The 25,314-nt window shown below is 69.6% G+C and carries 26 protein-coding genes; 17 read left to right on the forward strand and 9 right to left on the reverse strand.

Going from position 1 to position 25,314, the window contains the following annotated elements; translation table 11 throughout:
- Positions 1-80 precede the first annotated feature (80 nt).
- Entirely contained in the window at positions 81-1,721 is a 1,641-nt protein-coding gene (locus B9C99_RS09765; RefSeq protein WP_016694905.1) for an acyl-CoA carboxylase subunit beta, read from the reverse strand.
- A gap of 116 nt (positions 1,722-1,837) precedes the next feature.
- On the opposite strand from B9C99_RS09765, the gene B9C99_RS09770 reads away from it, so the two are divergent.
- The 4 genes from B9C99_RS09770 to B9C99_RS09785 all read left to right on the forward strand — a co-directional run bounded on the left by B9C99_RS09770 (position 1,838) and on the right by B9C99_RS09785 (position 5,379).
- Positions 1,838-2,683, forward strand: coding sequence for a biotin--[acetyl-CoA-carboxylase] ligase (locus tag B9C99_RS09770; protein WP_016694904.1), 846 nt, complete (start codon positions 1,838-1,840; stop codon positions 2,681-2,683).
- Positions 2,684-2,738: 55 nt separating this feature from the next.
- On the forward strand, positions 2,739-3,302 hold the full coding sequence (locus B9C99_RS09775) for a PH domain-containing protein (protein WP_088897692.1): 564 nt from the start codon (positions 2,739-2,741) through the stop codon (positions 3,300-3,302).
- 75 nt (positions 3,303-3,377) lie between these two features.
- Positions 3,378-4,061, forward strand: a complete 684-nt coding sequence (locus B9C99_RS09780; protein ID WP_026061725.1) for a response regulator transcription factor — start codon at positions 3,378-3,380, stop codon at positions 4,059-4,061.
- Between the two features lie 10 nt (positions 4,062-4,071).
- On the forward strand, positions 4,072-5,379 hold the full coding sequence (locus B9C99_RS09785) for a HAMP domain-containing sensor histidine kinase (RefSeq protein WP_016694901.1): 1,308 nt from the start codon (positions 4,072-4,074) through the stop codon (positions 5,377-5,379).
- A gap of 36 nt (positions 5,380-5,415) precedes the next feature.
- Here the strand turns inward: B9C99_RS09785 and B9C99_RS09790 are convergent, their stop codons facing one another.
- The gene (locus B9C99_RS09790) at positions 5,416-5,949 is read right to left on the reverse strand and encodes a GtrA family protein (protein WP_088897693.1); all 534 of its coding nucleotides are present in this window, start codon (positions 5,947-5,949) and stop codon (positions 5,416-5,418) included.
- 190 nt (positions 5,950-6,139) lie between these two features.
- Between B9C99_RS09790 and B9C99_RS09795 the strand changes: the two genes are divergently transcribed.
- Complete coding sequence (locus B9C99_RS09795; protein ID WP_088897694.1) at positions 6,140-7,414, forward strand: 5-(carboxyamino)imidazole ribonucleotide synthase; 1,275 nt, start codon at positions 6,140-6,142, stop codon at positions 7,412-7,414.
- Complete coding sequence (purE, locus tag B9C99_RS09800; RefSeq protein ID WP_016694898.1) at positions 7,407-7,919, forward strand: 5-(carboxyamino)imidazole ribonucleotide mutase; 513 nt, start codon at positions 7,407-7,409, stop codon at positions 7,917-7,919. Before B9C99_RS09795 ends, purE begins: the two co-directional genes overlap by 8 nt.
- A 13-nt stretch (positions 7,920-7,932) precedes the next feature.
- Here purE and B9C99_RS09805 read toward each other — a convergent pair whose 3' ends face one another.
- Positions 7,933-8,412, reverse strand: a complete 480-nt coding sequence (locus tag B9C99_RS09805) for a MarR family winged helix-turn-helix transcriptional regulator (protein WP_088897695.1) — start codon at positions 8,410-8,412, stop codon at positions 7,933-7,935.
- Positions 8,413-8,557: 145 nt separating this feature from the next.
- Here B9C99_RS09805 and B9C99_RS09810 point away from each other — a divergent pair, with 145 nt between their 5' ends.
- Positions 8,558-10,000, forward strand: coding sequence for an MFS transporter (locus tag B9C99_RS09810; RefSeq protein ID WP_016694896.1), 1,443 nt, complete (start codon positions 8,558-8,560; stop codon positions 9,998-10,000).
- A gap of 49 nt (positions 10,001-10,049) precedes the next feature.
- On the forward strand, positions 10,050-10,463 hold the full coding sequence (locus B9C99_RS09815; RefSeq protein WP_253250023.1) for a hypothetical protein: 414 nt from the start codon (positions 10,050-10,052) through the stop codon (positions 10,461-10,463).
- On the opposite strand, the gene B9C99_RS09820 is transcribed toward B9C99_RS09815, so the two are convergent.
- Positions 10,441-11,151 carry a TIGR03089 family protein gene (locus B9C99_RS09820; RefSeq protein WP_088897696.1) on the reverse strand — a complete coding sequence of 237 codons (711 nt, stop codon included), beginning with the start codon at positions 11,149-11,151 and terminating at the stop codon, positions 10,441-10,443. The two genes, B9C99_RS09815 and B9C99_RS09820, sit on opposite strands and share 23 nt — an antisense overlap.
- A 20-nt stretch (positions 11,152-11,171) precedes the next feature.
- Positions 11,172-12,665 (reverse strand): LCP family protein, encoded by a 1,494-nt coding sequence (locus B9C99_RS09825; RefSeq protein ID WP_088897697.1) that lies wholly within the window; start codon positions 12,663-12,665, stop codon positions 11,172-11,174.
- A 296-nt stretch (positions 12,666-12,961) separates the two neighbouring features.
- Here B9C99_RS09825 and rfbD point away from each other — a divergent pair, with 296 nt between their 5' ends.
- The 4 genes from rfbD to B9C99_RS09845 are packed head-to-tail and all read left to right on the forward strand — an operon-like array spanning position 12,962 to position 16,671.
- On the forward strand, positions 12,962-13,831 hold the full coding sequence (rfbD, locus tag B9C99_RS09830; protein WP_088897698.1) for a dTDP-4-dehydrorhamnose reductase: 870 nt from the start codon (positions 12,962-12,964) through the stop codon (positions 13,829-13,831).
- 59 nt (positions 13,832-13,890) lie between these two features.
- A complete protein-coding gene (locus B9C99_RS09835; RefSeq protein ID WP_088897732.1) occupies positions 13,891-14,817 on the forward strand; it encodes a glycosyltransferase family 2 protein in 927 nt (308 codons plus the stop codon).
- Positions 14,807-15,892 (forward strand): sugar phosphate nucleotidyltransferase, encoded by a 1,086-nt coding sequence (locus B9C99_RS09840; RefSeq protein ID WP_016694889.1) that lies wholly within the window; start codon positions 14,807-14,809, stop codon positions 15,890-15,892. Before B9C99_RS09835 ends, B9C99_RS09840 begins: the two co-directional genes overlap by 11 nt.
- 14 nt (positions 15,893-15,906) lie before the next feature.
- Positions 15,907-16,671 carry an SGNH/GDSL hydrolase family protein gene (locus B9C99_RS09845; RefSeq protein WP_088897699.1) on the forward strand — a complete coding sequence of 255 codons (765 nt, stop codon included), beginning with the start codon at positions 15,907-15,909 and terminating at the stop codon, positions 16,669-16,671.
- A gap of 87 nt (positions 16,672-16,758) precedes the next feature.
- Here the strand turns inward: B9C99_RS09845 and B9C99_RS09850 are convergent, their stop codons facing one another.
- The 3 genes from B9C99_RS09850 to cofD are packed head-to-tail and all read right to left on the reverse strand — an operon-like array spanning position 16,759 to position 19,672.
- A complete protein-coding gene (locus B9C99_RS09850) occupies positions 16,759-17,313 on the reverse strand; it encodes an NUDIX domain-containing protein (RefSeq protein ID WP_060651331.1) in 555 nt (184 codons plus the stop codon).
- 2 nt (positions 17,314-17,315) lie between these two features.
- Complete coding sequence (locus tag B9C99_RS09855) at positions 17,316-18,683, reverse strand: coenzyme F420-0:L-glutamate ligase (protein ID WP_088897700.1); 1,368 nt, start codon at positions 18,681-18,683, stop codon at positions 17,316-17,318.
- A complete protein-coding gene (cofD, locus tag B9C99_RS09860; RefSeq protein WP_088897701.1) occupies positions 18,683-19,672 on the reverse strand; it encodes a 2-phospho-L-lactate transferase in 990 nt (329 codons plus the stop codon). The genes B9C99_RS09855 and cofD overlap by 1 nt, the downstream gene beginning before the upstream one ends.
- 334 nt (positions 19,673-20,006) lie before the next feature.
- On the opposite strand from cofD, the gene B9C99_RS09865 reads away from it, so the two are divergent.
- Positions 20,007-20,273, forward strand: coding sequence for a WhiB family transcriptional regulator (locus B9C99_RS09865; protein ID WP_167414258.1), 267 nt, complete (start codon positions 20,007-20,009; stop codon positions 20,271-20,273).
- 120 nt (positions 20,274-20,393) lie between these two features.
- On the opposite strand, the gene B9C99_RS09870 is transcribed toward B9C99_RS09865, so the two are convergent.
- Positions 20,394-20,888 carry a metallopeptidase family protein gene (locus tag B9C99_RS09870; RefSeq protein ID WP_059382262.1) on the reverse strand — a complete coding sequence of 165 codons (495 nt, stop codon included), beginning with the start codon at positions 20,886-20,888 and terminating at the stop codon, positions 20,394-20,396.
- Between the two features lie 87 nt (positions 20,889-20,975).
- On the opposite strand from B9C99_RS09870, the gene B9C99_RS09875 reads away from it, so the two are divergent.
- The 4 genes from B9C99_RS09875 to manA all read left to right on the forward strand — a co-directional run bounded on the left by B9C99_RS09875 (position 20,976) and on the right by manA (position 25,283).
- Positions 20,976-21,371, forward strand: a complete 396-nt coding sequence (locus tag B9C99_RS09875; RefSeq protein WP_172414905.1) for a DUF3499 domain-containing protein — start codon at positions 20,976-20,978, stop codon at positions 21,369-21,371.
- Between the two features lie 76 nt (positions 21,372-21,447).
- Complete coding sequence (locus B9C99_RS09880) at positions 21,448-22,818, forward strand: phosphomannomutase/phosphoglucomutase (RefSeq protein WP_088897702.1); 1,371 nt, start codon at positions 21,448-21,450, stop codon at positions 22,816-22,818.
- A 102-nt stretch (positions 22,819-22,920) separates the two neighbouring features.
- Positions 22,921-24,006 (forward strand): tobH protein, encoded by a 1,086-nt coding sequence (locus B9C99_RS09885; protein ID WP_088897703.1) that lies wholly within the window; start codon positions 22,921-22,923, stop codon positions 24,004-24,006.
- On the forward strand, positions 24,006-25,283 hold the full coding sequence (manA, locus tag B9C99_RS09890) for a mannose-6-phosphate isomerase, class I (RefSeq protein WP_088897704.1): 1,278 nt from the start codon (positions 24,006-24,008) through the stop codon (positions 25,281-25,283). The genes B9C99_RS09885 and manA overlap by 1 nt, the downstream gene beginning before the upstream one ends.
- The last annotated feature ends 31 nt before the right edge of the window (positions 25,284-25,314 follow it).

A 25,314-nucleotide genomic window follows, 5' to 3' on the forward strand; every position in this document is an offset into this window, starting at 1 on the left:
GTTCATCGCACGTCGTCGGCGACGTGCTACGCCGTACGGTCGCGGCAGGACCGAGCTGAGCCCGGTCCTGCCGCCGAGCGTCACAGCGGAATGTTTCCATGCTTCTTCGGCGGGAGCGAAACCATCTTCCGCTCGAGCAGGCGCAGCGCGGAGACGATCTGACCGCGCGTGTGCGACGGCGGGATCACCGCGTCGACGTAACCGCGCTCGGCGGCGACGTACGGGTTCACCAGGGTGTCCTCGTACTCGTTCTGCAGTTCGAGGCGCAGCGCGTCGACGTCCTCACCGTTCTTGGCGGCCTCGAGCAGGCGCTTGCGGTAGACGAAGCCGACGGCGCCGGAGGCACCCATGACGGCGATCTGCGCAGTGGGCCATGCAAGGTTGACGTCGGCACCCATGTGCTTGGAACCCATGACGTCGTACGCGCCGCCGTAGGCCTTGCGGGTGATGACCGTGATCTTGCCGACGGTCGCCTCGCCGTAGGCGTAGAGCAGCTTGGCGCCGCGGCGGATGATGCCGTTGTACTCCTGCTCGGTGCCGGGCAGGAAGCCGGGGACGTCGACGAGCGTGATGATCGGCACGTTGAACGCGTCGCAGGTGCGGACGAAGCGCGCAGCCTTCTCGGACGCGTCGATGTCCAGGCAGCCGGCGAACTGCGTGGGCTGGTTGGCGACGATGCCGACGCTGCGGCCGTCGACGCGACCGAAGCCGACGATGATGTTCTTGGCGCGCTCGGCCTGGACCTCGAGGAACTCGTCGTCGTCGAGCAGGCGACGGATGACCTCGTGCATGTCGTACGGCTGGTTCGGCGAATCCGGGATCAGCGTGTCGAGCTCGATGTCCTCAGCGGTGAGGGAGTCCTCGATCGCACCCTCGATCGGGTCGCTCGGGGCGAGACGCGGCGCAGCGGCCTGGTTGTTGCTGGGGAGGTAGGACAGCAGGTCCTTGACGTAGTCCAGGGCATCCTGCTCGCCGTCGGCGACGTAGTGCGCGACACCCGACTTGACCATGTGGGTGTGGGCGCCGCCGAGGTCCTCCATCGTGACGTCTTCGCCGGTGACGGTCTTGATGACGTCGGGGCCGGTGACGAACATCTGGCTGGTCTGGTCGACCATCACGACGAAGTCGGTGAGTGCGGGGGAGTAGACGTGACCACCGGCCGCGGGGCCCATGATCAGCGAGATCTGCGGGATGACACCGGAGGCCTGCACGTTGCGGTGGAAGATCTCACCGTAGAGGCCGAGGGAGACGACACCCTCCTGGATGCGCGCGCCGGCGCCCTCGTTGATGCCGATCAGCGGACGGCCGGTCTTGAGGGCCAGGTCCATGACCTTGACGATCTTCTCGCCGTAGACCTCGCCGAGGCTGCCGCCGAAGACGGTGGCGTCCTGGGAGAAGACACAGACGTCGCGGCCGTCGATCGTGCCGTAGCCGGTGACGACGCCGTCGCCGAGCGGACGGTTGTCGGCCAGGCCGAAGTTGGTGCTGCGGTGGCGAGCGAGGGCGTCGAGCTCGACGAACGATCCTTCGTCGAGGAGCGCCTGGATGCGCTCGCGAGCGGTCAGCTTGCCCTTGGCGTGAACCTTCTCGACTGCGGCCTCACCGACCGGGACGCGGGCCTGTGCTTGACGGTTGCGCAGGTCGGCCAGCTTGCCGGCGGTGGTGTGGATATCGGGCGTACTCGCCGCCTCGGGCGCGGACGGCTCCTGGACAGTGGTCATGGCCAGTCAGCTTAGCGATCGTCATACAAGGCCGCTGCATCGAGGTCCCGAAGGCCGGACCACCGCTCCGGACCTACCGGCGGGTAGGTAGCGAAGGTCCACTTTAGGCTGTGTACATGGCTTCCGACCGGCCCACGACCGATCTTCTCGCCCTCCGTACACCGCTCGACGAGGCGGCGCTGCGCGATGCCCTCGTCGGCGCCGAGCGCGAAGGCTTCTACACACGTCTCGACGTCGTCGCCGACACGGCGTCGACGAACGCGGATCTGCTCGCCGTCGCCGCGACCGGCGACGACCGTCGCGTGCTGCTCGCCGAGTTCCAGCACGGTGGCCGCGGCCGCCACTCGCGCACCTGGAACGGTGTTCCCGGCGCGCAGGTCATCGTGTCGGTCCTGCTGCGGCTGCCCGAGTGCCCGCTGCAGAACATCGGCTGGCTCCCACTGCTGTGCGGCATCGCCGCCGTCGACGCCGTGCGATCCGTGACCGGTGTTGCGGCACAACTGAAGTGGCCCAACGACGTCCTCGTCGACGGGCGCAAGCTCGCCGGGATCCTCGTCGAGGTCGCGGCCACCTCGCCGGTGCCCACGGTCGTCGCGGGGATCGGCATCAACGCCACCCTCGGGCGCGACGAACTGCCCGTCCCCACCGCCACCTCGCTGCTGCTCGAGGACGCCACGGAACTCGATCGCACCCCGCTCGCTCAGGCACTGCTCGCCGGCTTCGGCGACCGGATCCGGGCGTGGGCCCGCGCGGGATGGGACACCGCCGAACTCGCCGCGGCCTACCGCGAACGGTGCAGCACGGTCGGGCAGCGTGTCCGCGCGATCCTGCCCGGCGACACCGAACTGCACGGCGTCGCGACCGACGTCGACGACCAGGGACGGATCGTGATCCGTCCCGACGGCGGGGGAGAGGCCGTGGCGGTCGCTGCGGGCGACATCACACATCTGCGACCGGTCTGAGCACCCTGCGACCGCTCGCATCGGTACAAGACCGACATATGCCATCGTGGGCGGTATGGGATATCCGGAGGACGCCCTCGCACCCGAGGAAGAGTTGCTGCTGCATCGGCATCCGCACTGGAAGTCTCTCGTGCTGCCGACGGTGACCTTTCTCGTGTCGACGATGGTCGCCGGTTTCCTGCTGGGACTCGTCCAGGCCCGGCTCGACGGCGCCGCCGCGACCTGGTGCGGTTTCGCCGTGGCCGCGGCGTGGCTCGGCCTGGTCGGCTGGCGGTGCGTCCCTCCCTTCGTCGGGTGGCTCACCACGCACTTCATCGTCACCGACCGGCGCGTGCTCGTCCGCACCGGTGTGCTCACCCACACGGGTATCGACATCCCGATGGGCCGGATCAGCAACGTCCAGTTCCGGCACGGTCTCGTCGACCGGATGCTCAGGACCGGCACGCTCGTCGTGGTCTCCGCGGCGGACGATCCCATCGAGTTCGACGACATCCCTGACGTCCAGCAGGTGCATGCCCTGCTCTACCGGCAGGCCTTCGACGCGCAGGACCAGCGCTCCGACGACCGCCATACCACCCGCTATCGGCGCGACGAACACGAGCACCGCAAGGCCTGGTGACCGCGAGTCGCAGGTGTGCCGACACGACCCGCCGGTAATCCCGACAAAGCGAACCCCGATCCGTAGGCTGGCGTGGTGACTGCCGTTCTACTCGCCGAAGACGACGACGCAATCGCTGCACCGCTGTCCCGTGCGCTGGGACGCGAAGGGTACGAGGTGACCGTCGAGGACAACGGTCCGGCCGCGCTCGAACAGGCACTGTCGGGCAGGTTCGAACTGCTCATCCTCGACCTCGGCCTTCCCGGGATGGACGGACTCGAGGTGTGTCGCCAGATCCGGGCGAGCCGCTCCGATCTGGCCGTGCTCATGCTCACCGCCCGCACCGACGAGGTCGATTTCGTCGTCGGTCTCGACGCCGGCGCCGACGACTACGTCGGCAAACCGTTCCGTCTCGCCGAACTCATGGCGCGCGTGCGCGCGCTGCTGCGCCGGCGCGGCGGCCCGGAGAACGACGACGTCGTGGACGTCGCCGGGATCCGGCTCGAACGCGCCGCGCGCCGCGTCCTCGTGGACGGCTCCGAGGTGACTCTCGCCAACAAGGAGTACGAGCTCCTGCGCGTGCTGCTCGAGCACGCGGGGCAGGTCGTCTCCCGCGATGCGATCCTCGAGGAGGTGTGGGGCGACGCCGACCTGCGCGGTTCGAAGACGCTCGACATGCACATGTCGTGGTTGCGCCGCAAGATCGGCGACGAGGGACCGGCCGGGGAACGTCGCATCGCCACGGTGCGCGGTGTCGGTTTCCGGCTGAACACCGACTAGCGTCTCCGGCGTGCGCAGCCGCATCCTCAACGCCGTCCTGGCGACCGTGCTGCTCGTCGCGCTGTTGCTCGGCATCCCGCTCGCCTACACGGCGTTCCTGTTCGTCGAGGACACCGCCCGCCGCGACCTGCAGAACCGGCTCGAACGCATGGCCGACGAAATCATTGCCCAGGAGGGCACCGACGGATTCGTCGTCGGTGGCCTCGACACGAGCTCCCTGCGCCTGCTCGTTCCCACCGACGGGCGGGCCGTGGTGGTCTACCCGACGCCCGAGAACGTCGCGGCGCGCCTGGACATCGGCACGCCGGTGCTCGGGGCGTCGATCGTCGAGTCGTTGTCGATGGGGACGTCCGGCTCGCTGCTCATCGAGGTGCCCTCGGAGAGCATGCGCACCCTGCAGCAGCAGGTGCTCGCCGCGGTGAGCCTGCTGGTGCTGCTCTCCGTCGCGGCCGGAGCGCTGGTCGCGGTGGCGACCGCCCGACGACTCGCCGACCCGCTTCGCGACGTGGCGAACCGGGCGGCCCGCCTCGCCGAGGGCGACTTCCGCCCGGTGGCCCGGCGGCACGGCATCCCCGAACTCGACCGCGTCTCCGACGTGCTGGATTCGGCCGCCGTCGAGATCTCACACCGCCTGCAGCGCGAGCACGCGCTCGTCGGCGACGTCTCGCATCAGCTCCGCTCCCGGATGACCGCGATCCGGCTGCGGCTCGACGAGCTGTCCACCCACGACGATCCCGCCGTGGTGGAGGAGGCCGAGGCGGCCATGGCACAGGTGGACCGGCTGACCACCGCGATCGACGGCCTCGTGCGCCAGTCCCGCGACAGCAGCGCCGACCAGCGCACCGACGTGTCGGTGGTCGGCGAACTCACCGGTGTCGTCGCCGACTGGCGCGGCCCCTACGAGGAGGCGGGACGGGAACTGGTGCTGCGCGGCGACCCGTCGCTGCGGGCGGCGGTGACCGGTTCGCGGTTGCGTGAGGCGGTGGCGGTGCTCGTCGACAACGCGCTCGTGCACGGCGGTGGCACGTGTACGGTCTCGGTGCGGCAGGTCGCGACCCGCGGCGACGTCACGGTGTGTGTCGAGGTGGCCGACGAGGGGGAGGGCGTCAGCGACGAGGTCGCGCCGTACGTCTTCGACCGCGGCTTCTCCGGGGGCGGATCGACCGGGGTGGGACTGGCGCTCGCCCGCGCCCTCGCGGAGGCCGACGGCGGTCGTCTCGAACTGCAGCGACGCCGGCCCGCACTGTTCGCGCTGTTCCTCGGCGCGCCCCGCGATCGGGACGTCCCTACGCCGAACGGCACGCGCGAACCGCGCTAGACCTTCTCCCGGTCGGGCCCGGTCGAGATGCTCTGCTCAGGACCGGTCGAGCTGTTCGGTGGGTTCGTCGAGGGGAGCGTCCGGGACCATCTCCTCCGGGAAGACGAACTTCTTGAAGCAGTAGAAGCGGAAGATCATCTGGAGCAGGTTGCCGATGATGTACGCGCTGACGAAGTCGGCGATGTTCTCCGTCGCGAGGCTCACCTCGGGTACGCGCAGGTTGAAGACGTAACTCGAGATCCACAACGGGATGAACGAGAGCACTACCCCGATACCGCTGACGAAGAAGAACAGGAACGCCTCGTGGGCGCGCTCGCGGCCGCCGCGATTACGGAAGGACCATTCGCGGTTGAGGATGTACGAGCAGATCACCGCGACGACACCGGCGATGATCTTGGCGGTCACCGGCTTCTCGGACAGAACTGTGAGCTTGAGCGTGTAGAAGATCGCCGAGTCGATCACGAAGGTGGTGCCACCGACGATGGCGAATTTGATCAATTCGCGATGCCGGAGCAACAGCCCCCGGAAAGGCTGGGGAACTCTGCTCAACGCTTCATCGACGATTGTCACTTGGAGAAGTGTACGAAACGAAGATGTGAATTTCCGAAACCCGACCGCACATGTCGGCATTCCCACACCACCGCGCGGGTCGTTCCGCGGCGTCGGTACACGCTCGTGGCGGGTCGGTGGGAGGTCCCTCGACGCTCGGCGGGGGAGCAGCGGAACGACGCCACGACATGCTGTGACACCATGGACAGCCGTGACAGGCAGACCTGAATCGTCCCCCAGATCCGACACGCCCCGCACCCTGACGACGGGTATGCCGGTCGTCACGATGATCGGTGGTGGACAGCTCGCGCGGATGACCCATCAGGCGGCGATCGCGCTCGGCCAGACGCTGCGCGTCCTCGCCGGGAGCGCCGACGAGCCCGCCGCGCAGGTCAGCCCGAACGTGGTGCTCGGCAGCCACGACGACCTCGACGCCCTCCGCCGCGCCGCGACCGGCGCGCACGCGCTCACCTTCGACCACGAGGGTGTGCCGACCGAACACCTCGAGGTCCTGCAGCGCGAAGGCGTCGCTGTGCTGCCGCCGCCGCAGGCCCTGATCTACGCCCAGGACAAGATCGCGATGCGCAAGCGGCTCGGTGAGCTCGGCGCACCGATGCCGAAGTTCGCGGAGATCACCTCCGTCGAGGACGCCCGCGCCGCGCTCGACACACTCGGCGATCCGTACGTGCTCAAGGCCGCACGCGGCGGCTACGACGGCCGCGGCGTGTGGATCCTCGACGACCACGCCGAACTCGAGCAGGTCGTTGCCGACCAGCTCGCCGCCGGTGTCCCGCTCCTCGCCGAGGAGAAGGTCGAGTGGACGCGTGAGCTGTCGGCGATGGTCGCGCGGGCCCCGTTCGGTCAGGGCGCGTCGTGGCCGGTCGTCGAGACCGTCCAGCGCGACGGCCAGTGCGCCGTCGTCATCGCACCCGCCCCGAACCTGCCCGAGGACGTCGCCACCGCCGCCGAGCAGCTCGCGCTGCGCATCGCCGGAGAGCTCGGCGTCGTCGGTGTCATGGCGGTCGAGTTGTTCGAGACACGCTCGGGTGAGCTGATCGTCAACGAACTCGCGATGCGTCCGCACAACTCCGGTCACTGGGGCATGGACGGTGCCCGCACCGGCCAGTTCGAACAGCACCTGCGCGCCGTGCTCGACTACCCGCTCGGCGACACGAGCCCGATCGCGCCGGTGACGGTGATGGCGAACGTGCTCGGCGCGCCCGAGGCGCCGGCGATGAGCATGGACGAGCGGCTGCACCACCTGTTCGCCCGGATGCCCGACGTGCACGTGCACCTCTACGGCAAGGGCGAGCGCAAGGACCGCAAGATCGGCCACGTCAACGTGCTCGGCGCGCCGTCCGGGTCGATCGACGATCCCGAGTACGTCGCCGCCGTGCGCGAACGCGCGGAACGCGCGGCGCACTGGCTCTCGCACGCGGTGTGGACCGACGGTTGGAACGAACACACGGGAGAAAGCGGTGAGTGACGTGGCACAGGGTGCACAGGTCGGCCTGATCATGGGCAGCGACTCGGACTGGCCGACCATGCAGGCCGCTGCCGAGGCGCTGGTCGAGTTCGGGATCCGCTTCGAGGTGGGTGTCGTCTCGGCGCACCGCACGCCGCAGCGGATGCTCGATTACGCCAGGGACGCCGCAGGTCGCGGGATCAAGGTCATCATCGCGGGCGCCGGCGGCGCCGCCCACCTGCCCGGCATGGTCGCGTCGGCGACCCCGTTGCCGGTGATCGGTGTCCCGGTACCGCTGAAGTACCTCGACGGCATGGATTCGCTGCTGTCGATCGTGCAGATGCCCGCCGGTGTCCCGGTCGCCACCGTCTCGATCGGCGGCGCCCGCAACGCGGGTCTGCTCGCCGCGCGCATCCTCGGTGCCTCCGATCCGGCGCTGCGTGAGCAGATGGAGAAGTTCCAGGCGGGTCTCGAGCAGATGGTGCTCGAGAAGGACGAGGCGCTGCGGCAGAAGCTGCTCGGCTGACGGAGAGGGCTGCCTAACTCTCGCCGGGCGGGCGGATGTGGGCCGGTCGGGTCCACGGCGCCCCGGACCTCCGCTCGATGTCGGTGTTGAACCGTTCGAGATAGCGGGCGAACAGTGTCACGTCCTCGGCGTCCCAGTCGACCAGAACGCGCTCGAGTCCTTCGACGGCTCGGGCGCGTTCGTCGTCGAGTCGGCGCTCACCCTCGTCCGTGATCCGGAACTTGCGGGCGATACCGCCGTCCGGGTCGGGGATGCGCTCGGCGAGTCCCGACTTCAACAGGACCGCGGTCTGCCGGTTCACGGTGGAGGCGTCGAGACCGAACGCGTCGCTGAGTTGCCCGATGGTCATCGGTCCCTGGGCCCACAGCCGGCTCAGCATCGTGTAGGCGCTGCGATCGAGGTGTCCGGCATCGCGGCGGCGTGGACCGAAGAAGGTGAGATGCCGCCCCAGGAGCATGATTTCGAATTCGATCAGGTGCGTCGGCTTGTCCATGCGTGCGCTTCATCACTCCTAGATGGGTCCCTGTCCAGTATGGGCGGTCCCGCGTTGACCGACGGATATGCATCATGCATACCATGTGCGCCATACATATCCTTGCCGGCGCAATCGGCGCTTCTCATCGATCACGGAGTAGTTCATGTCGGAGTCACCCGGGGCGCAGCAGATGCGCTCCTCCCTGCTGGTGGGGGTCCTCGCCTTCACCGGCATCGTCGGCGCCCTCACCCAGACCCTGGTCGTGCCGCTCATCGCCCAGTTGCCCGCGATCCTGAACACGTCCTCGTCCAACGCGTCCTGGGTCATCACCGTCACCCTGCTCACCGGAGCCGTCGCCACGCCCGTCGTCGGGCGCCTCGGCGACATGTACGGCAAGCGGCGGATGCTGCTCATCTGCACGGTTCCGCTCATCGTCGGCGCTGCCCTGTGCGCCATGGCGTCGACGCTCGTGCCGATGCTGCTCGGCCGCGGCCTGCAGGGACTCGGCGTCGGTCTGATCCCGCTGGGTATCAGCCTCCTGCGCGACGCGCTGCCGCCCGAGCGTCTGCACTCCTCGATCGCGCTGATGAGCGCGTCGATGGGCATCGGTGGCGCGCTCGGCCTCCCGATCGCCGCCGCGGTCGCCCAGAACGCCAGCTGGCGCGCCCTCTTCTGGGCCACGGCAGTGCTGAGCGCGGTCGTCTTCGTCCTGCTGTGGCGCGTGGTTCCCGAAGGGCGCGGCTCCGGCAGCACCGCCCGCTTCGACGTGGTGGGCGCGCTCGGCCTCGGAACGGCCCTGACCTGCCTGCTGCTCGCGATCTCGAAGGGCGGCGACTGGGGGTGGACGAGCTCGACGACCCTCGATCTGTTCGCCGCGGCCGTCGTCGTCCTGCTGGTCTGGGGTTGGTGGGAACTGCGTCGCTCCGAGCCGCTCGTCGATCTGCGGGTCGCGGCGCGGCTCCCGGTCCTGTTGACCAACTGCGCCTCGGTCGTCGTGGGCTTCGGCATGTATGCGCAGTCGCTGATCGTCCCGCAGCTGCTCCAGTTGCCGGCCGAGACCGGCTACGGCCTGGGTCAGTCGATGCTGGCGATGGGTCTGTGGATGGCTCCTGGCGGGCTCATGATGATGCTCGTCTCGCCGATCGGCGGGAAGCTCTCGTCGAAGCGCGGACCGAAGGTCACGCTCTTCGTGGGCTGCCTGATCATCGCGCTCGGCTACGGCTCGTCGGTCGTCCTCATGGGATCGACGTGGGGTCTGCTCGTCGTCACCGCGATCTGCAGCACCGGTGTCGGCTTCGCCTACGGCGCGATGCCCGCATTGATCATGTCGGCCGTGCCGCAGTCCGAGACGGCCTCCGCCAACAGCGTCAACTCGCTCATGCGCTCGATGGGCACGTCGATCTCGGCTGCCGTGGTGGGTGTGGTGCTGTCGCAGATGAGCGTGCAGGCCGCCGGCTACAGCATCCCGACCGAGGCCGGATTCCGTACCGGTCTGCTCATCGGATGCGGCGTCGCGCTGGTGGCCGCCGCGATCACGCTGACGATCCCGGTCGTCCGCCGCAAGGATCTCCACGCCGTCGACGGAAACGTACCCGCGAAGGTCTGAGCGGGCCGGCGGAGACTCGGAACGAACAGGGGCGGCGTAGGCTCGAGCCGTGTCGGGACGGGATCGGAAGCGTGCCAGGGCGATACGTGCATCGCGCGGCGTCCCGTCGGCGCGGTTCGTCACCGCGCTCGCGACGGTGTGGGGCAGGGCCTGGGGTGGCTCGGTGTCCTTCGACGACGAGTTCGGCCTGTTCGTCTGCAGCGGTATGCGCGGTGGATTCGCGCGCGGCGGCACCACCGTCGGTGGCGTCTTCCTCACTCGCATACGGCCCACGCGCGCGCTGCTGCGCCACGAAGCCGTCCACGCGGACCAGTGGGCCCGCTACGGCATCGGCTTCGCGGCGCGCTATCTGTGGGAGGAACTCCGCAACCCGGGGTCCCGCAACAGGTTCGAGATCGAGGCGGGACTCGCCGACGGCGGCTACCGCGAGGAGCGCGGGATCACCCGTCCAGACGAACGGTGATCTTCTCGCTCGCGACGCGGCGTTCGGTGGCCTCCGGGTCGGGATTGCTCACCTGCACCAGCGACGCCCGGGCCGCGAGCACCGCGAGCAACCCGGCGACGAGGTCGTCGGGCTGCGACCAGGACCGGGACGACAACACACGGTCGCCGCTGCCGATACCCGCCGCCGACGCCGACTCGGTGGCGGCGGTGAGCACGTCCGCCTGTGAACGTCCGGCGAGCACCGCGTCGCCCGCACCGGAGGACCGGAACCGGTCGCCGTGCATCCGCACGTCCGTGGCGTAGTCCGTGATCCCGGGCGCCAGGTCGCGGACGGGGGCACCGAAGGCGTCGAGCGACAACGCCGCGACCTCTGCGACCGTGTCGACCTCGTCCAGTCGGTCGGGGGTGACGAGAGCAAGCTCGGCGTCGGGGTCGGCCTCGAGCACGACCTCGGCGCCGGCCCACCACGCACCGAGCAGCACTGCTGCGCTCTGCCAGTGGGCGGGCAGCAGCACCGCGACGCGGCCGCCGGGAAGAACTCCGAACTGGTCGCGGATCATGTTGGCCGTCTTGGCGGCCCAGTTGGCGAGGGTGAGCGCCGACAGTTCGATACGCGCGCCGGTCGCGTCGTCGTACCAGGTGATCCGCGGACCCGCCGGATCTTCGGCGAGGATCGGGTCGAACAGTGCGTCGGTCAGGGTGGTCACGATGTCCTTCTTCTCGGCTGTCAGTTCACGCAGCGCGGGCCGTCGGAGCCCGCATCGATGGGCGGTGCGGCGGGAGCAGGGGTGGCTGTGTCACCGGCCGGGCTCACCCCGATGCCGGAGGCGGATGCGGCGGTGGACGAACCCGAGTACGACGACGAGCCCGGACCGGTGTAGTCACCTGCGAGCACGACCCGCACGGTGCCGGCGGGGAGCGAGGGGTCGGAGTCGGTGGCGAGACCACCGAGCGCCGCAGCCACTGCGCGGGTCTCGTCGGAGTCCTCGTCGGAACCGAAGACCGTCGAGGTGCCCACACCGGAACCGGTGTAGTTGCCCACCTCGCCCTCGACGTAACCCTCCTCGGACAGCGCTGCGGAGACCTGGGAGGCCAGACCGGAGACGGATCCGGCGTTCGCGACGTCGACCGTCACCGTCGACGCGTCGATGTCGGGAGCGGGCACCGGGGTCGAGGTGGTCTCGCTGCCGTCCGGCTCGCGGCCGATCAGTTCGGCCACGAAGGAGCGCACCTCGTCCGGGTCGACCTGCACGACCGACTCGCCGTAGTCGGTCATCGCGTTGATGTCCTGCACCGGGATCGTCGAGAACGTCACGTCGCCACCGGCGAGACCCTGCAACTGGGTGGCGAGCGCCATGATGTCCCAATCGGAGTCGAGTACCACGGAACGCTGCACCGCCGCGGTCAGCTGACTCACCTTCGACGGGTTGGACAATGTCTTCGCGCTGAGCACCTTCTGTGCCAGCGACGCCATGAACACCTGCTGCCGCACGATCCGGTCGAGATCGCCGCGCGGCAGATCGTGACGCTGGCGGACGAAGCTCAGTGCGTCCGAACCCTGCAGTGTCTGCACACCGGCATCGAAACGGGCACCCGACAGCGGCTCGTCGACCGGGGCGTTCAGGCACACGTCGACACCGCCGACGGCATCGGTGAGCAGCACGAAGCCGAGGAGCCCGACCTCGGCGTAATGGTCGACCGTCACCCCCGTCAGGTCGGCGACCGACTCGATGAGCGCCTCCCGGCCCGCCTGGGTCGATTCCTTCTCGAGTTCCGCCTCCGTCGCGTCGGCGTCCGCTTCGACGAGCTCGGCGCGCCGATTCGCCTTCGTGGCGCCGTAGGCCGCGTTGATCTTCGACATCCCGATCTCGGGCACCTCGACGTAGGTGTCGCGGGGGATCGACATCGCCGTGGCCGACCGGCCGTCGTTCGGCACTCGGAGCAGGATGATCGTGTCGGTGTTGTTCGCCACTTCCTCACCCGCGCGCAACGCGTCGAGCTCGCGCTGGGAGAGGGGATTGCCGTGCGCATCGGTGCGGCTGTCCGTGCCCACCAGCAGGATGTCGACGGCGCCGTCCTCCCCGCCGCCGAGGGCCAGGCCGCGGACCGAGGCCAACGACGACTGCAGCGCGTCGACGCTGCGCCAGGCAACACCGGTGACGACCAGCACCAGGCACGCCGCGATCGCGACGGCGATCTGCCACGGCCTGCCGCTGTACACCCGCGCCTCCGCCGGTGTTCCGGGGCTGCGGGAGGGCGGCTCGCGCCGGGCGGTACGCCGCGACTGTCGAGGGCCGGGATCCGACCCGTACCTGCCGTCGGCAGCTGTCGGATCGCCCGCGCGGGGGCGACGTCCCGTCGGGTCGGGACGCCGGCCGGTGCGGCGACGCGGCTCTGGCGGCACCTGGTACTCCTCCTGTGGCTGGTACGGGGTCTGCGTCGGTAGCTCTCGGTTGAAGGCTACTGGTGGGAACGCTCGCCCGGCGCGCACCACTCCGGCGTGCCAGACTTCTCCGAGTGCGTAGCGTTCTCGTCACCGGAGCCCGTGGCCAGCTCGGCCGTCATCTCGTGAACCGCGGCACCGCGGCGGGGATACCGATCCGCGGTGTCGGATCGTCCGAGGTCGACATCACCGATCCGCAGGCCGTGGCCGCCGCCGTCGCACCGGGATCCGTGGTGATCAACGCCGCCGCGTACACCGCCGTCGACGCGGCCGAGACCGACGAGGACCGGGCCGCTGTGGTGAACGGCACGGGCCCGGGCGTGTTGGCCGCCGTCTGCGCCGACAAGGGTGCCCGTCTCGTCCATGTCTCCACCGATTACGTCTTCGCCGGCGACGCGACCGAGCCCTACCGGGTGGACGCGCCGACCGGCCCGCGCACGGCCTACGGCCGCACCAAACTCGCAGGTGAAAGAGCAGTGCTCGAGGCGCTGCCCACCGCGCACGTCGTGCGCACCGCCTGGGTGTACACCGGCGACGGCAACGACTTCGTCGCGACCATGCGGCGACTCGAGTGCGAACGCGACACCCTGCGTGTCGTCGACGACCAACGCGGTTGCCCCACCTACGCCCGCGACCTGGCGGACGGCCTGCTCGAACTCGCCTCCCGCGCCGACGGCATCCCCGGCGGGATCCTGCACGCGACCAACGCCGGGGAAGCGACGTGGTTCGATCTCGCCCGGGCGGTCTTCGAGGAGATCGGTGCCGATCCGGAGCGGGTGCACCCGTGCAGCAGCGACGAGTTCGTCCGGCCCGCCCCCCGGCCCGCCTACTCGGTGCTCGACGACAGCGCGTGGATCGGTGCCGGCCTGACACCCTTCCGTCCGTGGCGGGAGGCCCTGCACGCAGCGATCGCCGGTGACGGAACCGTGCCGCCTGCACGATGACGTCCGACGAAGCGGCCCGTGAGGTGTCGCACACCGTCGAGGTCGCTAAGGTGACCGGCGTGGAATCGACGCTGGCCGTGGTGACGGTGACCTACTCGCCCGGAGAGCACCTCGAGAACTTTCTCACCTCGCTCACCTCCGCGACCGTTCTGCCGACGCAGGTGATCCTGGCCGACAACGGTTCGACCGACGGTGCTCCCGAGGCCGCCGAGACGGCACACGAGAACGTGCGACTTCTCCGGACCGGCGGGAACATCGGTTACGGCGGTGCGATCAACCGCGCGGTCGCCGAGGTCGACCCGTCCGCGGAGTTCGTCGTCGTCGCGAACCCGGACGTCCGGTGGCACCCCGGTTCGCTCGACGAGATGCTCGACGCGGCGCGTCGCTGGCCGCGCGCCGGCTCGCTCGGCCCGCTGATCCACGAACCCGACGGAAGCGTCTACCCCTCGGCGCGCACCGTCCCCACCCTCGCCTCCGGTGCCGGTCACGCGCTGCTCGGCACCGTCTGGCCGGCCAATCCGTGGACACGCCGCTACCGCCAGGAGAACGAGGAGATCAGCGAACGCCCCGTCGGCTGGCTGTCCGGATCGTGCCTGCTGCTGCGGCGAGCGGCCTTCGACTCGATCGACGGCTTCGATTCGCGATACTTCATGTACATGGAGGACGTGGACCTCGGCGACCGGCTCGGGCGAGCAGGCTGGCTCAACGTGTACGTGCCGTCCGCGGTGGTCACACACGCCAAGGGCCACGCGGCCGGACGGCACCCCGAACTGATGCTCCCGGCACATCACGAGAGTGCCTACCGCTTCCAGGCGGACCGTCACCCCCACGGGTGGCAGGCGCCGCTGCGATGGGCGTTGCGGGCCGGGCTCGCGGTGCGATCGCGAGTGGCGGTCGCGGCGGCCGTGCGGGAGCGTCGGAACGGGAGGACCGACCAGAACATTCCGGTCGGCACGACAGTGAACAGGGGAGACGATGACGAGTGATTCGGCACCGCACACCGATGCGGTGATTCTGGTCGGCGGACAGGGCACGCGGCTACGGCCGCTGACGCTGTCGGCACCCAAGCCGATGCTGCCCACCGCGGGGGTGCCCTTCCTCACCCACCTGCTCGCGCGGATCCGTGAGGCGGGCATCAAGCACGTCGTGCTCGGCACCTCGTTCAAGGCCGAGGTCTTCGAGCAGCACTTCGCCGACGGGTCCGACTTCGGCCTCGAGATCGAGTACGTCACCGAGACCGAGCCGCTCGGCACCGGCGGTGGTATCCGCAACGTGCTGCCGAAGCTGCGTGCCGACAACGTCATGGTCTTCAACGGCGACGTGCTCGGTGGCACCGATCTCGGCGCCGTGCTCGACACCCACGTGCGCACCGAGGCGGACGTGACCCTGCACCTGGTGCGGGTGAGCGATCCGCGTGCCTTCGGCTGTGTGCCGACCGACGAGGACGGCCGGGTGACCGCCTTCCTCGAGAAGACCCAGGATCCGCCGACCGATCAGATCAACGCCGGTTGCTACGTCTTCCGCCGCGAGATCATCGAGCAGATCCCCGAGGGGCGCCCGGTCTCGGTGGAGCGCGAGGTGTTCCCGGCGCTGCTGACCGAGGGCAAGAAGGTCTACGGACACGTCGATGCCGCCTACTGGCGCGACATGGGCACCCCGGAGGACTTCGTCCGCGGTTCGGCCGATCTGGTCCGTGGTATCGCCCCGTCGCCGGCGCTTCCGCCGCAGCGCGGCGAGTCGCTCGTGCATCCGGGTGCCTCCGTGGCTCCCGGCGCACTGCTGATCGGCGGCACGGTCGTCGGCCGCGGCGCGGAGATCGGTGCCGGCGCCCGCCTGGACGGCGCGGTGATCTTCGACGGTGCGCGGGTCGAGGCCGGTGCGGTGATCGAGCGGACCATCATCGGTTTCGGGGTGCGGGTCGGTCCGCGCGCCCTGATCCGCGACGGCGTGATCGGCGACGGCGCCGACATCGGCGCCCGATGCGAACTGTTGCGCGGTGCGCGGGTGTGGCCCGGGGTGAAGATCCCCGACGGCGGCATCCGTTTCAGCACCGACGTCTGAGTCGAGAGGACGAAGTGAGCTTCGAACGGTATGTGGCCCTCGGCGATTCGTTCACGGAGGGAGTCGGGGACCCGGATCCGTCGCGTCCCAACGGGTTGCGCGGCTGGGCCGATCTCGTCGCCGGTGAGCTGGCGCGGCACTCGGAGAACTTTGCGTACGCGAACCTCGCCATCCGGGGCCGGTTGCTGCGACCGATCATCGACGAGCAGCTCGAGACTGCTGTGGCGATGCGTCCCGATCTTGTGACGATCTACGCCGGCGGCAACAACCTCATGCGTCCGAAGCTCGACCTCGACGCGCTCGCGGCCGAGTACGACGAGGCGATCGGCAAGCTCGCCGCGACCGGCGCCCGCATCCTGATGTGGACGGCCTACGACGGCAGCTGGGCACCGGTCTTCGGGATGCTGCGCGGCCGCTGGGCCGTGTACAACGAGCTCGTCCGGGAGATCGCCGACCGGCACGGGGCGACCATCGTCGATTTCTGGCGGTTCGACGAGTATCGCGATCTGCGGATGTGGGACTTCGACCGGCTGCACATGTCCGCGGCCGGCCACCACAACATGGCGATCCGCGTGCTCGATCTGCTCGGCGTCGAACACGGTCTCGGACCGGTGGAGTTCGACGAGGCACCGGTCCTCACGCGGGCCCAGGAACGCGCCGCGGACCGCGCATGGATGCGCGAGTTCCTCGTCCCCTGGGTGGGCCGGCGGCTACGCGGGGTGTCCTCCGGCGACGGCATCACCCCGAAGTACCCCGAACTCGGACCGGTCCGGGTCTGACCTCACGGCCCGGTTCCGACCTCACGCTCGTCCCGGCGACCCGCCGGGACGAGCGTGGTCGTTCCAGGCCCGTCGGGCCGCCTCGGCTCAGGCCCGTCGGGCCGCGGCGAGCCGGACCATATGAGTGATCGTCTCGTGCTCGGCCTCCGGCGGGAGCGCGTCGACGGGCCACCACTGCAGATCGGTGGATTCGTCGCTGCGCACCGGCCGGGCACCCACGGGTGCGGTCACCAGGAACCGCAGGTCGAGGTGACGGGTGGGCACCCCGAGGGAGCACGTGATCGGATGCGTATGCGCCGAGAGCAGTTCCGGATCGATCACCAGATCGGCGATGCCCGATTCCTCGGTGGCCTCGCGCAGGGCCGCGTCGACGACGGTCTCGTCCGACGGCTCGCAGTGCCCGCCGAGCTGGATCCACCGCCCCACCCGCGGATGCAGGGTGAGCAACACGTTGCGGTGGTCGGCGTCGAGCACGATCGACGACGCCGTGATGTGCCCGGGCACGTGTTCGCGCAGGCACCCGTCGGGCGCCGAGTCGAGGAACGCCAGCATCGTGTGCCGCAGCGATTCGGCGTCCTCGGAGTCGGTGCGCCAGGCGGTGAGCCGGTCGATCGCCGAGGCGTGCAGGGAACGCGCCGACACGACTACAGCTCCACGAGGGCGTCGCCCGGGTCCGCGGGTTCGCGCGGCTCCGGTTCGGTGAGCGGGTAGCCGACGGCGACCGCCCCGAGCGGCGACCACTCGGCAGGAAGCCCGAGTTCCTCGCGAACCACCTCGGGCGCGAAGATCGTCGAGCCGATCCAGCAGCTGCCGAGCCCGCGGGTGGCGAGGGACACGAGCAGACCCTGCACCGCGGCGCCGGCGGCGACGGTGAACATCGTGGCCTCGGCCGCGGTACGACGGGCATCCGGATAGTGGTGTGCGCCGTCGGGCACCCAGAAGGGGACGATCACCTCGGGCGCGTCGTAGAGGATCGCGCCGCGGGAGATCCGGCGTTCGACGGCCACCGGGTCGAGTCCGTCGCCGTGGAGATCCTCGGCCCACCTGTCGCGCATGCGGTCGAGGAGCCGGCGGCGCACCTGCTCGGTGCGCACCCACACGAACCGCACCGGGCGGGTGTGATGGGGTGCGGGTGCGGTGAGGGCCTCGGCGACCGCTTCGCGCAGATCCTCGGGATCGACGGGCTCGGCGGCGAACTGCCGCACCGACCGGCGCAGCAGCAGTGCCTCGCGCCGACCGCGTTCGAGGGCTTCCTCGGTGCCGAGCCAGAACAGGTCGTCCTCGCCGCTGCGGATCAGGGCGCGGGCGGTGGATCCGTCGTCGGGCAGGTCGAGTCCGCGCACCACGGCGACGGGCACACCGCCGAGCTTGCCCTTGACCAGATCGCCTGCGGCGGCGATCTCGTCGGCGACCGCCACGGAGGTCACCTGCAGTTCGTTGCCCTGCGAGTCGTGCGAGCCGGCGTAGCCGTGCAGGACGGGAAGCCCCGACGAGCCGATCGCGGCGTCGGTCTGGCCGTTGCGCCAGGCGCGGCCCATGGTGTCGGTGACCACCACGGCGACCCGGACGCCGAGCAGCGCACCGACCCGCTCGCGGAGGGCCGCTGCGCTCGCGTCGGGATTCTCGGGCAGCAACGCGAGTTCGGCGCTGTCGACGTTCGATCCGTCGATGCCGGAGGCCGCCTGCACGATGCCGAGCTTGTTCTCGGTGATGAGGGTGCGGCCCTTGCGTGCCAGCACGCGCACGGCTTCCTCGTTCACGAGGCGGCGTCGGAGCGCGTCGCGGGCGTCGGGATCGGTGGGCGCGGCGACGATCCGTCCCTCGACCTTCGAGACCACCTTGCTGGTGACGACGAGGACGTCCCCGTCGGCCAGCCACGGTGCGGCCTGCGCGAGGGCCTCGGCCAGGTCGTCGCCGGGCCGGAATTCGGGAAGCCCGGCGACGGGCAGGATCTCGATCGGGCCGCCCGGCGCGTGGTCGCGCACTGCGGGGTCGGCGACGGCGTCCGGCATCACAGGGTCACTCCGGCGAGGTCGAGGGCGGCGTGGGCCATGTCGGCCGTGGCGTCGGTGTCGGTCATGAGCAGGGGAACGGATCGGACCTCGACGCCCGGCACCTCGGCACTGTCGGTCGAGTGCACGAGCCAGCCGTCGAGAATGCCTGTGCCCGAGCGGGCGCCGTAGTACCGGCCGACGGCCTCGGCGGTGGTCTCCACTCCGATGACGTCCAGGCACGCATCGGCCATGCCGCGCAGGGGCTTGCCGTCGATGACGGGGGACAGGCCGACGACTTTCGCCGACGTGGTGCGCAGCGCGCCGCGGATACCGGGGATCGCGAGGATCGCCCCGACGCTCACGACGGGGTTCGACGGGGCCAGGACGACGGCGTCGGCGTTCTCGATCGCCTCGAGCACACCGGGAGCCGGTTTCGCTTCTTCTGCGCCGATGTGCGCGAAGCTGTGGGTGGGCACCTGGGCGCGGTGGCGGACCCACCATTCCTCGAAGTGCACGGCCCGCTGTTCACCGTCCTCGGGATCGGTGATGACGACGTGGGTCTCGCTGCGGTCGTCGGAGACCGGCAGCAGGGTCACACCGGGCTTCCACCGCGCGCACAGTGCTTCGGTGATCGCGGAGAGCGGGTAGCCGGTCCGCAGCATCTGTGTCCGGATGAGGTGGGTGGCGATGTCGCGGTCGCCGAGACCGAACCAGTCGGGGATCGCCCCGTAGGCGGCGAGTTCCTCCTTGGCGTTCCAGGTCTCGCCGGCGCGGCCCCAACCGCGTTCGGTGTCGATCCCACCGCCGAGGGTGTACATGCAGGTGTCGAGGTCCGGACAGATCCTCAGACCGTGCATCCACACGTCGTCGCCGACGTTGACGATCGCGGTGATGCGGTGTGCCGCGTCCGGATTCGGCTCCACGCCCGGGGAAATATCGAGAAGTCGGCGCAAACCTGAGAGAAAACGCGCCCCACCGACACCTCCGACCAATACAGTCACATTCACGGCCCAAGCCTAAGCGGTGCGTCGTCTACCCGGTCGCGCACCGTCCGAAACGCGTTTCGGCAAAGCGGCCGATGATATGTGAACAACGCCGCTCCGCTTGACCGCGACACACCCGAAGTGTCTAATCACATACATGTCATTCGATAATCGAATTCGAGATCCCTTGCGGTGAACCCGCATTCGAACGAGTATTCGAAGGATGGCAGCGGGTTGATCCCCGGTCATGATTCGGCGCTGCAGGTGAGGAGGGACAATGGCCGGCGAGCGCGACAGCTTCGAGCTCACTCGAAGCGATACTGCAGTCGAGGCTGTCTGTGACTACCCGGACGTCGGGGTGCCCGTCCTGAGTTTGATCTCGGGATTCGGCGACCCAGCGGATGGCGAGGAGCAGTGGCAGGAGCGTGCGCTCTGTGCGCAGACCGATCCGGAGGCATTCTTCCCAGAGAAGGGTGGCTCCACCAGAGAGGCCAAGCGCATCTGCATGGGGTGTGAGGTCCGGGACGAATGTCTCGAATACGCACTCGCCCACGACGAGCGGTTCGGTATCTGGGGCGGGCTTTCCGAGAGGGAACGCCGTCGCCTCAAGCGCGGAATAGTCTGACGAGGGGTTCGGCCCGGTACGGGGAGTACGGGACCGAGTGAAACGCCGAGTCGGACGACGAAGGTCGGGTTGCGGCCGTGGGGGACGAGCAACCCGGCCTTCGTCATATCCGGATGTCGTTCAGTCCTCGTCGTCCTCACCGAGTGTCGGATCCACCACTTCCGGCTCGACGCCGAGATAGGTGGCCACCTGGTGCACGAGGACGTCGTGCACCAGATCCGTCAGATCGTCCGGATCCTTCGCGCGCACCTCGAGCGGCCGGCGGAACAACACGATCCGCGCCCGGGTGGCAGCGCCTCGTCGATCGATCCCTGCCGGCACGAGCCGGGACAGCGGCACCGGCCCGTCGGCGACCACCTCGTCCGGCCAGTTGACCGAGTCGGGGTCGCGTGCCCGGATCTTCGGGACCTCGTCGACGGCGATGTCGAGCTTGGTGAGGCGGTCGTGCCAGCGCGCATCGATCGGCGCGAACGCCCCCAACACGAGCAGGTCGAATTTCTCGGCGCGGGTCTTCCACGCCGGCAGGCTCTGCGGGAACAGGGGACCGCGGATTCCCCTGCCGCGGCGTGCCACGGAACGGGACGACACAGGGCGGGAACGTCGTGCGCGGACCATGCCATGGACACTACGACACGAAAATCGCTCCACCCTTTCGGTGTGTCCGAATAGTCCTGGCGCGTCCGGCGCGCTACGCTCCCAGTCGTGAGAACACTGCGTCGATGCTGCCGGCCTGGGTGCAAGAACCCTGCTGTTGCGACGCTGACCTACGTGTACTCGGACTCCACTGCCGTTGTCGGTCCCCTGGCGACCGTCGCGGAACCGCACTCGTGGGATCTCTGCGAGATGCACGGTTCGCGCATCACGGCACCCAAGGGCTGGGAACTCGTCCGATACGAGGGAGCGTTCTCGTCGGCCACCCCCGACGAGGACGATCTGACCGCCCTCGCAGAGGCCGTACGCGAGGCCGGCCTGGGGGAGCGTTCCCGTTCCGACTCGAGCGACGACGACGCCGAGGAACCCCAACGGGCCGTCGTGCCTCCCACCGCACGCACCGGTCGACGCGGCCACCTGCGTGTTCTTCCCGATCCCACGTCCTGAGCCGTTCGCACTAGGCTGAGCGAGTGCGATGTCGCGGAGGACGGCATCGCGCGAGTCGAGTTCAGGAGCTAATACAGTGGCGAGAGCTGCCGAGTCGGTGTCAGCAGTCATCAAGGCCTACGACGTACGGGGAGTCGTCGGAGAGCAGATCGACGAAGAGTTCGTTCGCGAGGTCGGAGCGTCGTTCGCACGCCTGTTGCGCAGTGAGGGCAGCGCGGACCGTGTGGTGATCGGGCACGACATGCGTGCCTCGTCCCCCTCGCTGTCGCAGGCCTTCGCCGACGGGGTCACCGCCCAGGGACTCGACGTGGTGCTGATCGGCCTCGCGTCCACCGACCAGCTCTACTTCGCGTCGGGTCTGCTCGACGCACCCGGCGCGATGTTCACCGCCAGCCACAATCCCGCGAAGTACAACGGCATCAAGCTCTGCCGTGCCGGTGCCAAGCCCGTCGGTCAGGACACCGGTCTGGCGCAGATCTCCGCCGATCTCGTCGAGGGTGTGCCCGCCTACGACGGCGAGCGCGGCAGCATCACCGAGCAGGACGTCCTCGGGGACTACGCCTCGTTCGTCCGTGGCCTGGTCGATCTCGCGGAGATGCGGCCGCTGAAGGTGGCGGTCGACGCCGGCAACGGCATGGGCGGTCACACCGTCCCCGCCGTCTTCGGCGCTCTGCCCGTCGATCTCGTGCCGCTGTACTTCGAACTCGACGGCACCTTCCCGAACCACGAGGCCAACCCCCTCGACCCCGCCAACCTCGTCGACCTCCAGCGTCTGGTCGTCGAGTCCGGCGCCGACGTGGGCCTGGCCTTCGACGGCGACGCCGACCGCTGCTTCGTCGTCGACGAGCGCGGCGAGCCGGTCACCCCGTCCGCGGTCACGGCGCTCGTCGCCGCCCGCGAGCTCGCCAAGGAACCCGGTTCGACGATCATCCACAACCTCATCACCTCGCGTGTGGTGCCCGAACTCGTCGCCGAGCAGGGCGGCAAGCCGGTGCGCACCCGGGTCGGGCACTCGTTCATCAAGCAGCAGATGGCCGAGACCGGTGCCGTCTTCGGCGGGGAACACTCGGCGCACTACTACTTCCGCGACTTCTGGGGTGCCGACTCCGGCATGCTCGCGGCCCTGCACGTCCTTGCCGCACTCGCCTCGCAGGACGGTCCGCTCTCCGAGCTGATGAGCTCCTACAACCGGTACGCGGCGTCGGGCGAGATCAACTCGACGGTCGCCGACGCGGCCGAGCGCACCGAGGCCGTCGTCGCGGCGTTCGAGGATCGCGCGGTGTCGGTGGACCGGCTCGACGGTGTCACCGTCGACCTGCCCGACAACGCATGGTTCAACCTGCGCGCGTCCAACACCGAGCCGTTGCTGCGGCTCAACGTGGAGGCCCGCACGGACGGTGAGGTCGAGGCATTGGTGAAGGAGATCCTTTCCGTCGTTCGTGCGTAGACGGAGGGACAACGGGAATAATCGAAGTGCCGGTGCATGGCGTGCCGGGCTCGGTCAGGTGGCTCGCCGAGGTCGCGGCGGCGGAAGGAAGGTGATGCGGTCGTGACGGCACCCTCACCGCTGTTCGACTTCGACGATGCGGGCGGCCTGCTCGCTGCCGATGTCGACGGCATCCTCAGGAGCGCGGCCCTCGGCGGCGCTCAGATGCGTGCGGTCGCCGCGGCGGTCGACGAAGGTCTGCTCGGCCGGCTCACCGACATGCACCCCCGCAGTGTGGTCTTCGTCGGCACCGACGCCCGCGCCCGGTCGGCCGCGGAACTGGTCGTCGCGATGTTCGGTGGACAGGCCGGTGTACCGCTGGTCTCCGCCCCTGCCACCCCGCCCTGGGTCGGCGCGCTCGACGTCGTGGTGGTCTCGGGGAACGACGCGGGCGATCCCGAGCTGGCGCGCAGCATCGACGCCGGGCTGCGGCGCAGTGCGGAGGTCGTCGTCGACGCCCCCGACGAAGGTCCGGTACGGGCGGTCTCGGCCGGTCGCGCGATGTCGTTGCCGCCGCGCGTCCGGGTCCAGACCCGGTACGTGCTCGCCCGACACGTCGCGGTGTTCTGTGCGGTGCTCGGCGTGTTGCAGCGCGCCGTCCGGATCACCGGTGTCCCGCCGCTCGCCGAGGTCGCCGACACGGCCGACGAGGAAGCGGCGCGCAATCATCCGGCGAACGAGGTCTTCCACAATCCCGCCAAGTCCCTCGCGGTGCGCATGCAGTCGCGTCGCGTGGTGTTCGCGGGAGATTCCGCCGCGACGACGGTGCTCGCCCGGCACGCGTCGGAGTCCCTGCTCCAGGAGGCGGGTGTGGTCGCCGGCGCTGCGGCACTGAGCGACGTGCTGGTCGCGCGCGACCGGCTCACGAACGTCGTCACCGCGAGCGGCGAGAACTACGACCCGTTCTTCCACGACGAGGAGCTGGACGGACCGGCACCGATCGCACCGGCGCGGGTGTTCGTGCTCAGCACCGACCCCGACCGCTCGGCGGCGCAGCGCAGGACGGCGGCACTTCCGGATGTGGAATTGATGTCCGTGATCGGAGAATTCGAATCGAGCACGGTTCCGACCGTGCTGGAACAGGTGGCAGTGTTGACCGTCCGCACAGAGATGGCGGCCGCATATCTCGGATTGGCAGGGGGGAGATAGTGCACCGACTCGAAGGTGCGGTGCGCTCGTACGCCTGGGGGTCGCGGACCGCGATCGCCGCCCTGCGTGGCCGCAATGTGCCGTCCCATCATCCCGAGGCCGAGTTGTGGCTCGGTGCGCACCCGGCCGATCCCGCCAGGCTGGTGGATCCGGACGGCGACGAGCACTCGCTGCTCGACGTGTTGTCGGCCGATCCGCAGCGACACCTCGGTGATCGCACGGTGGGGGCGTTCGGTCCCCGGCTGCCCTTCCTCCTCAAGCTGCTGGCAGCGGAGGAGCCGCTGTCGCTGCAGGCGCATCCCAGCGCCGGCCAGGCGGCCGAGGGCTTCGCTCGTGAGGAAGCACTCGGCATCCCGATCGACTCACCCGTCCGCAACTACAAGGACGCCAGCCACAAGCCCGAACTCGTGGTGGCGCTGACCCGGTTCGAGGCCCTGGCCGGCTTCCGCGATCCGAAACGGACCGTGGAACTGTTCGAGGCGCTCGCCGTGCCGGAACTCGACCCCTATGTGGGACTGCTCGCGGGCCAGCCCGATTCGAGTGGTCTGCGGGCGCTGTTCACCACCTGGATCACGTTGCCTCCGCCCGCTCTCGCGGCGCTGCTGCCGCGTGTGCTCGACGGTTGCGTGACCTATCTCGCGGCCGGACGGGACGGCGAACGCGATTTCGTTCCGGAGGTGCGCACGGCCCTGCAGCTGGCGGACTTCTATCCCGGCGACGCCGGAGTGCTGGCCTCGCTGCTGCTCAACCGCATCACGCTGCAACCGGGCGAGGGCCTGTACCTCGACGCGGGGAATCTGCACGCCTATCTGCACGGTATGGGCGTCGAGATCATGGCGAACTCCGACAACGTGCTGCGCGGTGGTCTCACCCCGAAGCACGTGGACGTGCCCGAACTGCTGCGGGTGCTCGACTTCGGTGCGGCCTCGGTGCCGATTCTCGAAGCCGTACCGGAGGCCTCGGCGGAGACCGGGCCGGGACAGGGACCGATCGAACGCCGTTACCGGACCCCGGCACCGGAGTTCGCGCTGTCACGCATCGATCTCGGCGCCGGCGACGCTCTCGGGGTCGGTGCCGACGGTCCGCAGATCCTGTTGTGCACCGCAGGCGGTGTCCGCGTCGAGTGCGACGGCGAGTCGGTGACGCTGAAGCCCGGCGACTCGGCGTGGCTGTCGGCGTGCGACCGGAACCCGACCGTCCACGGTTCTGCCGCAGACACGCAGGTCTTCCGGGCCCGTCTCGGCGAGATACCGGAATCGGTGACCGACGTGTCCTGAAACAGGTCCTTGTAGGGACGGAATCGAATCG

The sequence above is a fragment of the Rhodococcus sp. BUPNP1 genome (assembly GCF_002215235.1).
GTDB lineage: Bacteria > Actinomycetota > Actinomycetes > Mycobacteriales > Mycobacteriaceae > Rhodococcus.